The sequence below is a fragment of the Arthrobacter globiformis genome, assembly GCF_003261175.1.
Classification (GTDB): Bacteria; Actinomycetota; Actinomycetes; order Actinomycetales; family Micrococcaceae; genus Arthrobacter; species Arthrobacter globiformis_A.
This window is the reverse complement of sequence record NZ_QLNP01000079.1, coordinates 22,520-31,534: the sequence shown is the minus strand read 5'-3', so window position 1 is coordinate 31,534 and position 9,015 is coordinate 22,520. Positions and strand designations below refer to the sequence as shown.

8 protein-coding genes are annotated in these 9,015 nt (G+C 57.9%); 2 read left to right on the top strand and 6 right to left on the bottom strand.

The window, feature by feature from the left end:
* Nucleotides 1-133: 133 nt before the first annotated feature.
* Together istB and istA are read right to left on the bottom strand one after the other, a co-directional pair.
* Nucleotides 134-922 (bottom strand): IS21-like element helper ATPase IstB, encoded by a 789-nt coding sequence (gene istB, locus DBZ45_RS12580; protein ID WP_111902704.1) that lies wholly within the window; start codon nt 920-922, stop codon nt 134-136.
* A complete protein-coding gene (gene istA, locus DBZ45_RS12575; RefSeq protein WP_190243005.1) occupies nt 919-2,445 on the bottom strand; it encodes an IS21 family transposase in 1,527 nt (508 codons plus the stop codon). The genes istB and istA overlap by 4 nt, the downstream gene beginning before the upstream one ends.
* 115 nt (nt 2,446-2,560) lie before the next feature.
* On the opposite strand from istA, the gene DBZ45_RS22965 reads away from it, so the two are divergent.
* Nucleotides 2,561-2,704 carry a hypothetical protein gene (locus DBZ45_RS22965; RefSeq protein ID WP_190243117.1) on the top strand — a complete coding sequence of 48 codons (144 nt, stop codon included), beginning with the start codon at nt 2,561-2,563 and terminating at the stop codon, nt 2,702-2,704.
* 797 nt (nt 2,705-3,501) lie between these two features.
* Here DBZ45_RS22965 and DBZ45_RS22720 read toward each other — a convergent pair.
* From DBZ45_RS22720 to DBZ45_RS12555, 4 genes are all read right to left on the bottom strand, one after another.
* The gene (locus DBZ45_RS22720; protein ID WP_146617515.1) at nt 3,502-4,776 is read right to left on the bottom strand and encodes a lipopolysaccharide biosynthesis protein; all 1,275 of its coding nucleotides are present in this window, start codon (nt 4,774-4,776) and stop codon (nt 3,502-3,504) included.
* Entirely contained in the window at nt 4,769-5,560 is a 792-nt protein-coding gene (locus DBZ45_RS23665; protein WP_111904243.1) for a glycosyltransferase, read from the bottom strand. Before DBZ45_RS23665 ends, DBZ45_RS22720 begins: the two co-directional genes overlap by 8 nt.
* Nucleotides 5,561-6,595: a glycosyltransferase family 4 protein gene (locus DBZ45_RS22715; RefSeq protein ID WP_146617514.1), complete on the bottom strand. Its 1,035-nt coding sequence runs from the start codon at nt 6,593-6,595 to the stop codon at nt 5,561-5,563.
* 78 nt (nt 6,596-6,673) lie between these two features.
* Nucleotides 6,674-7,906: an O-antigen ligase family protein gene (locus DBZ45_RS12555; protein WP_146617513.1), complete on the bottom strand. Its 1,233-nt coding sequence runs from the start codon at nt 7,904-7,906 to the stop codon at nt 6,674-6,676.
* Nucleotides 7,907-7,925: 19 nt separating this feature from the next.
* On the opposite strand from DBZ45_RS12555, the gene DBZ45_RS22710 reads away from it, so the two are divergent.
* Nucleotides 7,926-8,237, top strand: a complete 312-nt coding sequence (locus tag DBZ45_RS22710; RefSeq protein WP_190243116.1) for a hypothetical protein — start codon at nt 7,926-7,928, stop codon at nt 8,235-8,237.
* The last annotated feature ends 778 nt before the right edge of the window (nt 8,238-9,015 follow it).

The following is a 9,015-nucleotide window of genomic DNA, read 5'->3' as shown; positions in this document are numbered from 1 at the left end:
TGTCAATGGCCAGTAGTTTGTGCCCACGGGCGGCCAGTTAATGTGCCCGCTGGTGGCCAGTAAAACTGCCCGGTGATGGCCAACAGATCTGCCCACTGAAGGTTTCGGCGGGGTTGGCCATCGTGGGGTCGTGTCAGTTCAGTTGGGTGACTCCTTTTCCCGCGAGGGCCTGGGTGAGGCGGATGGAATCGCCGCTGGTCTGGCAGACATGGGCGTGGTGCAGCAGCCGGTCCACGGTGGCGGTGGCCAGGGTTTTGGGCATGAGCTCGTCAAAGCCTGCCGGGTGAAGGTTCGATGAGATCGCGACGGAGCGCTTTTCGTAGGCTGCGTCCACGACCCGGTAGAGGCCTTCGGCGGCGTCGGTGGCCACCGGCAGGAGCCCGATGTCATCGATCACGACGAGTTCGGCGCGTAGGATTCTGGCGACGGCCCGGGTGACGCTGTCGTCGGTGCGGTGGGCCCGGATCAGGGCGCCGAGGTCCTCGAGCCTGAACCAGGCCACGCGCATGCCGGCTTCGACGGCTTGCTGGCCGAGGGCTTCGAGGAAGAATGTTTTCCCCGTGCCGGACGGTCCGCAGACGACCAGGTTCTCCCGCCGGCCGATCCATTCCAGGGTGCGCAGGGCCTGCTGGGTCGGCGCGGGGATCGAGGAGACGGCGGGGTCCCAGGCGTCGAAGGTTTTCCCCGTGGGGAAGCCTGCTGCCTTGCGCCGGGTGGCGAGCATGGACCGGGCCCGGCCGGCTGTTTCCTCGGTGAACAGTGCCTTGATGATCTCTGCCGGTTCCCAGCGCTGGGCGCGTGCGGTCGCAATCAGCTCCGGGGCCAAAGCCCGGGCGTGGGGCATTTTGAGCTGCCGCATCAGTGCTTCGAGTTCGGCCGGCAGGGGCGGGGCGGTCGTGTTCGTGGTGCTGACAGGGCTCATCGGTTCTGCTCCTTCACAGGGGCGGGTTCAGTGCCCAGGCCGGCCCATGCACTGGTGCCCTGGGTCAGGGACCGGGTCTCGTCCGCGGCGTGGGTAGTGGTGCGTCGGATGTTGGCGTTCAGGATCGAGGCCAGATCGCCGTGAGCGAAGCGGCCATGAAGCGCGGCGTCACCCAGGGCCCGGTCCACCGCCTCGGCGCCGGCGATTTTGGCCAGCGTCACGGCCTCAGCCATTTTCACGTTCATCCGGGCCGTCCCGGTCCCGGCGGCTTCCACGAGCCAGGTCCTCGCGCCCTCGCCGATGGCAAGGAACTCGGCCTCACCGGCGTTGCGGGCCTTCACTGCGTAGTCGCCCGGGATCCTGGTCCTGGTTCCGGGAAAGTGCTCTTCGATGATCGCGGGGCTGCCGGGCCTGGCCCGGTGATGACGGGCGACCTCGACCGGACCGGCGGAGCCGTGGTGGACGATGATGACCTGTTCATCGGGCCCGGTGCCGTGGGAGCGGACGAACACCCTCGCGCCGAGCAGATGCGCGGGCACGGAGTACTGGGCGTTCTCGAAGGTGACCATCGGGGTGTTCTCCGGGACGGTGCGGGCCACTCCGAACGCGACCGTGTGCGCGGTCTCCGGGATCCGGTGCAGCCGGAGCTGTTCCTCTGCCAGCACCGCTGCCGGTTTGCGCCGGATGGTGCGGTGCTCCCGGTTGTTCACCTCGTCCATGAATGCCTCGCAGGCCGCCTCGAGAGCGGTGAAGGAACCGTAGTCCGCCCGCAGGTTGGTCTCTTTTGGGACGATATCGGCCTTGGCTAGCTTCACGGACGCTTCGACCCCGCCCTTGGTGGCGGGGTCCGCCGGCTGGCAGGTCAGCACTGTGACCCCGTAGTGGCGGGCGAAGTCCAGGGTTTGCTGGTTCCGCACCGGCACCCCGGCCACGTGGGCCGTGGTCACAGTTTTCTCGTTGTCCGTGAGGACATAGGTCGGTGCCCCGCCCAGGATCCGGAAGCAGCGGTCCAGAGCGGCGAACACGCTCGGCGCGGTCCGGTCCCGCAACGGGATCACGATCCTGAACCTCGAGAACGCCAGCCAGGCCACGAACAGGATGGTCTTCACCCCGCCGATCCGTGGTCCGTCGCCGAAGTCGTACTGCAGCCACATCCCGGGCTCGGTGATCCACGGTCGGTGAACGCGGGTGTGTCCCAGCCGCCACGCGGCCTTGACCTGCGCGATCGCCCGGCGGGTGGATCGCTCGGACCCCGCGTAACCCATGGCGAGGAGCTTCGCGTGGGCTTTATCGGCACGGATCCGTCCTTTGGACGCCTCGACCCATTCCTCGATCTTGGGCAGGTAAGTGTCCGTGACCCGGGGCCTGGGCGCGGGTTCGGCGATCGGCCGGCCGGCGTCCCGTGCCGCTACATGCCTGGCTACAGTGTGGTGCGAACAGCCCGTGAGCTCGGCCGTGGCGCGCAACGATCCGGTCAGATCGTAGGCAGCAAGAATTTCCATGATTTCTCCGTCATGCTTCATACAGGGCCTCTTCCTGGGACGACATTTGGTGCGACTAGACACCGTCATCAAATCCCGGGGAGAGGCCCCCACCGCTTAAGACGCGGCAGGTTCAGTAAGGAAGTGGGCAGATCTCATGGCCACCAACGGGCAGTTCTACTGGCCGTCAGTGGGCATTTCCGTGGCCGCCTACGGGCAGTTTTTCATGGCCGCTAACAGTCAGCCGGCGACCATGTTCGTCGATGACGGCCACGAAGTAGGTTTCCGCGTGGGTATCTAGCCCCACGTATACGTTGGGACTGTTGCGTTGCATGACGGTTCTAGCGCACCTTTCCGTTCAATGGGGTGCGTAGCCGAGCGGGGCATGCCGGTCAGTTCACTATCGGGTCGCTTGTCAGACTCCTATCAAGATATGGCAGCCTGCCCGGCCACGCCTCTTGTGGGGCTGGCGGATCGGCAGATCATGTCGAAGGGAGCTCCCACCCGTTGAAACGGAAGGGGCGTCAGAAGACCTCTGGGCCGGACCGGCAACCCCGACGAGCACTCTTCTCCTCTCCGGAGTGCCGGGCCGGCTGCAATGCCGTTGGGCAGGCCAGAAGTTTTTGGCCCCCACCATACCAATAGTGAAGACCTACGTGCGTGGAATTGGACTCTAGACAGGCCCCACTCCACCTGGAGGTCTTCTTCATGTCACCAAGCCACGCCGAGCGCTACTAACTAACGTCCGTGGTCAATACAACTAGTGTGGCTGCGCCACGCTAAATTTTGAACTGTGGTATCAACCCCTCAACTCCGCCGCCACAGTGGCTCAGTTTTCGACCGTCATCGGCTTCAGCCAACCAACCGGACAGTGGCGTGGTGTCCGCCCGACTTAACGGCGGGCACGTTAGTAGGTCCTCGCACACAACACGAGCCATCAGCGCCCCCTCGGGGACAGTACATTCGCCTTCGCCGGCAAAGTGAATCGACTCGGCAACTCCTGATCCGCACAGTTGCGGCGACCCCTATGTCATCGCCCGGCCACTTGAGCGAGGCGACGGCTAGTGGCAGGCCAGTCGTCTCCGTGTCGTGTAGCTATCAGCACTCTGCAATTACACGCAGCGCCTTCCGTAGGGTCACCGGAAACTGCACCAAGGCCACGGGAACAGTTCCTGCCACAACAATTCCAACGGCCCCCAACGACGGTGACAGCCCAAGGGAAAGAGCAATCGTCAGTAGCGAGCACAGCCCTAGCAACCGGGCTTGCCAGCGGAGATGTTCTGGCGACGTCAAGAACATGGCGGCCGGGAGATGTGCAGCTTGCACAACAAGCATTAATCCGAAAACAGTAAATAATGAACCTAAATGCGAGTCGGCATATACAAACGTTGAAATTATCCAGTTTCCGCACAAGGCGAGCCCGACGAACCCCAGGACAGAGACGCCAGCATACAACCGTACGTTGCTTATCAAGAGTTGGCCGGTCATAGACCGTGTAGCCCGTTCCTTAGCATAGTGCGACCATAAGTGTTGCGCTGATACAGAGAACAGCGCAGAGACCGGGGCGTAAAGCAACAAGCCAAATGAATAGGCGACAACCTGATCTGGTGTTGAAAAATGACTAAGAAAAATGCGGCCGGACTGAAAGCTTATAGCCAGCATCAATGAAATCAGCAGAGACGGCCAACCGCTCCTTAGCACTAAGGGAAAGTGCACTTTCCAAGAAGCCGCAAAGTTTCTCGACCAATTCAACTTTGGCAAAACTGATGTCGCAAAGAAGCAGGCGGATACGATTACTGTGGCTACAGCCAAATAAGTCGGTGCAACCTCTAATTCCTTTAGCGGCCCCAAGAAAAGGAGCAGTGCCAATATCGAGATCGGCGGCACAAGCAACTGCCATGCCATGGCAACATCTAGCCGGCCCTGCCCTTGAACCAATCGATAAGCTAGTCCAAGAGGAACAGTTAGCCAAGTGAGGAGGAGAATACCATAGGCGGCGCTGTCGGCATTTGCGACCGATCCCATCACGGCTGGCCCCAGAGCCTCCCCCAAGAAACCGCTATAGAAAAGGGCGCTGCTGGCTATAATGAGACCCACTGCCGCCACGCCCGTCACCGCTACGGCAATGCGCAGAACCTCACGGCTCCGAGGCTGATTGGCTGCATAGGAATTGACAACAGCGTTCCCAAAGCCTAGATCAGCAAACGGTAAAAGGGCAGGAAGAGAAATTATGGTAGCAATGGCACCATATCCCGATGGGCCAAAGGCATCAATAAGAAGCCGCGCCGCGTAAAAACTGGTGACGAAACCTATTGCCAGACCTGCAAGTCTCAGAGCCCCGACCTTTAGGAGCTGGGAGTAGAGCTTAGACACTCGAGGACCGTAACCCCATACCTGAGCGGAAGGTGGACAATCCATGCCGCCGAAGACCTTGGGCTAGTGCAAATCCCCAGCTGCCAAGTCGACCCATGCGGTCGAGACCACCTGCTTCACATCTAACTTTGTGCATCAAGTATGGGATTTCCCTACCACGAACTTCCGATATTCCGCCGCCCTCATACATGGCCAACACTTGCGTAAAGACTTCCGGTTTATTATCGCGGGCAAGAAGCGCCATCACCGCAAAATCCGCCATTATTCCAAACTCCGGATTGTAACCTCCCACCGCAAGCAGGGCTTGGCGTTGAAAAACCGTCCCCTGATGGTTATATGGGACCTTCCCATGCAAGAAACGACGCAGGTCGAAGTCGTATGGCCCGACGACCCTGCCCGCAGTTTCATGTACAACGCTAGCTAGGCCCAGAGTAGAGGGCCTGCCAGCTAGACCTGTCGCTACAGCTTCCAACTCACCTTGCTGGGCAAGTCGATCGCCCGCGTTAAGGAAGTAGAGATAGCGTCCCTGGGCAGCCCGAGATCCTTCGTTCATTGCAGCGTAAAGGCCTTTAGACGTTTGATGGATGACTCTCAGCCTAGGAATCGCCGACCCGTAAGTCTCGATCAAGTCTAGCGTTCCGTCAGTCGAGCCGCCGTCGACTATGACGAGTTCGGAATCATTCGGCAATCCGGTACGGAGCGACTCCAGCGTGGGACGCAGCCGCTCTCTGTCATTCAAAACGACAGTTACGACAGAAATCAGAGGTTCAGACTTACGAGACACCTATATAACTCCATCCAATAGCACGGTCCAGCTGCGTCGGCACTCCAAATCAAGAGTGTCCGGGTCCATGGCAAAGCCCGCTGAACCTGGTTCAAGAGCCAAACTTGCTGCCTTCTGACTAAGTAGTCCCCATTCCCCCCTGGGAACCATATTTTCCTTCGGCATCAACCACGACATAGGGGGGGAGTCGAACATAATGACGGGGGTTCCGATAGTGGCTGCCATTATCGCGGTGCCCGAAGTCGTTACTTCGGAGTATGGTGCCACCACGACACTCGCCCTGCTGATCTCCGCGATCAGTTGCTGGTCAGAAAGGTGCCTGCTACCGCCGATCTGCACATCGCCGGAGCAGCTTCCAAGAAGTACCGCCTCATCCATACCGCACTTACCGACACGAATTCTCAGTGATGCCCCCAACTGCCTCAATCGATGCGAAACATCAGGAAGGAGGTCGATACCTTTATCCACTCGGGCACTACCGAAGAACAGGCAAACACCCTCATCCTTGCGGGCCGCCAAATTGTTTGAATAGTGCGTGACAGTCCGACGATAGGAGGGATGAAAGATAAAACCCTGGTAGGCGTCAGCCGTTTCCGGATCTGGGACACATCCGTGATGAAGGACAGGTAAAACCTTCGGATGCGAAAGAAGCCTTGCCCTTTGATTCGGAGAAATCGGACCGCGAGCCGCACGTGAACCATGAGGATTATGATCCACGAAGTAGATACGCCGACAAGTTGTGGCCAACATCATTGCAATCCAGAAATGCCACTTACTCGGCACCCAACACAATATGACCACACCGCGGGAAAGCAGAACGGTGAACAGTGCCCAACAAAGACGGATAGCGACACGGAAGCTTCGTCCAAAGACCACTACACGCTCGGAAGCGCCACCTTCGACCGCTGAGCTTTCACTATGCGCCAGGTGGACTATCCTGCCTGGAAGTTCATCCAGAACCGCCGCTAATTCCGTCCCGTAGGGATTGAAACCATTCGGGTCGTAGATGTAGACAACCCGCGATCTAGTTGACATCGACCGGACTCACCGCATTCTCTCGTGAAGTATTTTGACGCAGAACTTGCGTTCTAGAAGCTGAAAAATGGAAGGCATCTACCTGCCGGGAAGGTTACGTACACCGGCGACAAAGTAAGACTCTCTGGCTCGGAAAGGCTGGGAATTTCTCGACAACGCTCCGCCGCCGCGAAACAAAAGCAAGCCAGGCAAAACCCATCCCAGCCAATTCGACGAGTAAATCGAGAGGCTCCGCTCAAGAATTCCCACGGTCAAAATAACTATCAGGATAAGGAACACTTGAGGGAAGCAAGTTGTCTGCGCATGGGACGCGATAAGTGCAATCAAGCTGGAAAGCAACAAGCCAAATCCAATCAGCCCGGACACAAAAAGCGTATCTAACCATAAGTTATGAAGTGAATATGCATCGGACCTATAAATAGCCCCGATTTGTGTCAGGTTCGCCCAAGCACTTGCCCCTAGTCCCGTTACGGGCGCTTCAGACATGTACTCGATTCCGGTCAGCCAAACTCTTCCGCGAGTCGAAAAGGCTTCAGGATCCTTCGTCATAAACGGCAGGATGACCCCGAACATAACAAGGACACCAGCAGCTGCTACAGCAACAAAACTGCTCAGTCCTTTTTTTGAAAGGCGAAACAGGAAGAGGAGGACTGCCAGTGCCACCAGACCGAGTACTGCACTACGGCTTCCTGAAGCCAGTACCAAATATGCTAGAAAGGCAGAAAATATGAACCTCGCCGAACTCTTGAAGGCTAGCAGAACGAATGGCATAGCCAAGACGGCGCATAGACCGAAGGCGTTCTCACTGCCGTTGATCCCGGGCAATATGACGCCTGCAGGAGAGCATTTACGAGTGCAATCTTCAATGGCTGCATCGGGGTTGACGAAGGTCAGAATTCCCGTAGCAACGGAATAAAGGGCACCAAAAAGCGCCGCGCCCAAGGCAGCACCGGGGCTCGGGGCAGCGAAAAGACATGCAGCTATCACAGCAAGCGCCGTCCACTGATTCAAGGTGGCAAACTCTAGGTTGCTATGTAAGTTGGAAACCAGGCTAACTACGCAAGTGGCAAGTAGAGGCCATACATATCCATTCAGGGTCTTTTTCCCGCGCAAGGCAATGAAGAGCATCATGACGGCAAGTCCCAAGACAACTATGCCTGAAAGGCCCTGCAACAGGCGCACGGAGGGCGCATATACGGTTTGAACGTTACCGAAGGCATCGATGACCTTGACATTGCCACCTAAAAACATACTAATGGCATTAGGAGCATTCAAAAGAACGGCAAGACCAAACACAAAAGTGGCGTTCATATCCCACAAGTTCCTGCAGTTGGCCCAGAAGGATTTAGTGGCAAATTGTACTAAGCCAAGCACCGTAAAGGCGCAGATAATCACCGCGTTGAGTAAATACACTGCCGAGGCTCCTCGCTTGCTAGCAGGCCACAGGACTTCCCGCCGGTTTCTTTTATACGATATTGATTATGATGCTTCGCAGATGAGTTTCTCACCGCAATCAGAGGCGCATTTGCAGCTGCGTCTCTTCGGCGAAAACCGATACAAAGCGGCTGGCAATTTCGCAGCCGAAGGGATCCCACAAGGTTTGATTTATACGCACCGCGAGCTTTCTAACCCGGCGCTTTGAGAATCGTCGCCCTAGTGCCCGGTTGGACGGACGTCCCCCAAAGACTGAAACCTGGGACGCATCCGCGATTCTCCGGAGGAGACAATTACGTTCGGGGGGATGTCGCATGAGACAACGACGTTCGGTCCCACAACAGATGACTTGCCGACTGTCCTACCGCCCAAAACAACGCTTCTGGATGTTATCCATGCTCCATCGCTGATCACGATGGGGCTTGTAATAAGAGACATATCGGATCGAATCGCGTGGCTTCCCGTGGTCAAAAAAGCCTCTTGCGAAATAACCACGTCTTTGCCGATTGAGATCCGGTCCTGGTTGTGAAACCATACTCCTTCACCGATCCAGCACCGATCACCGATCTCAAGCTTCCAAGGAAACTTAATGCGAGTCCGAGGGCGAAATACTACGCCTTGGCCAATTTTCGCCCCGAATGCCTTCAAGATCCGTACGCGCAATCTCGAACTGATTTGCCACGGGTTCGTGACGAGCAGAAGTTCGGCAATGGCCCACAGGTAGACAACTAGTCGCGGCCTGTCCCAAGCAACTCGTTCGCCTTGCGCCATAGATAGGTCGACGACCGGAACTTCAGATAGGTTCTTATTTGAAGGATGTGCTGGACTCAAGTTTTCCCCCTGGCTCTTGCCACGCGCTCCCCTAGTGTGTGATCCACCGCCACGGGCCGTTGGTTTGAGGGCTATTCTACAGACTCAGCGGGCACCTTTTGTCGTCGGCTCCTGGCTCGCAGCGCGCTTCGACAGTGCCGTGATGTCGAAGAAGT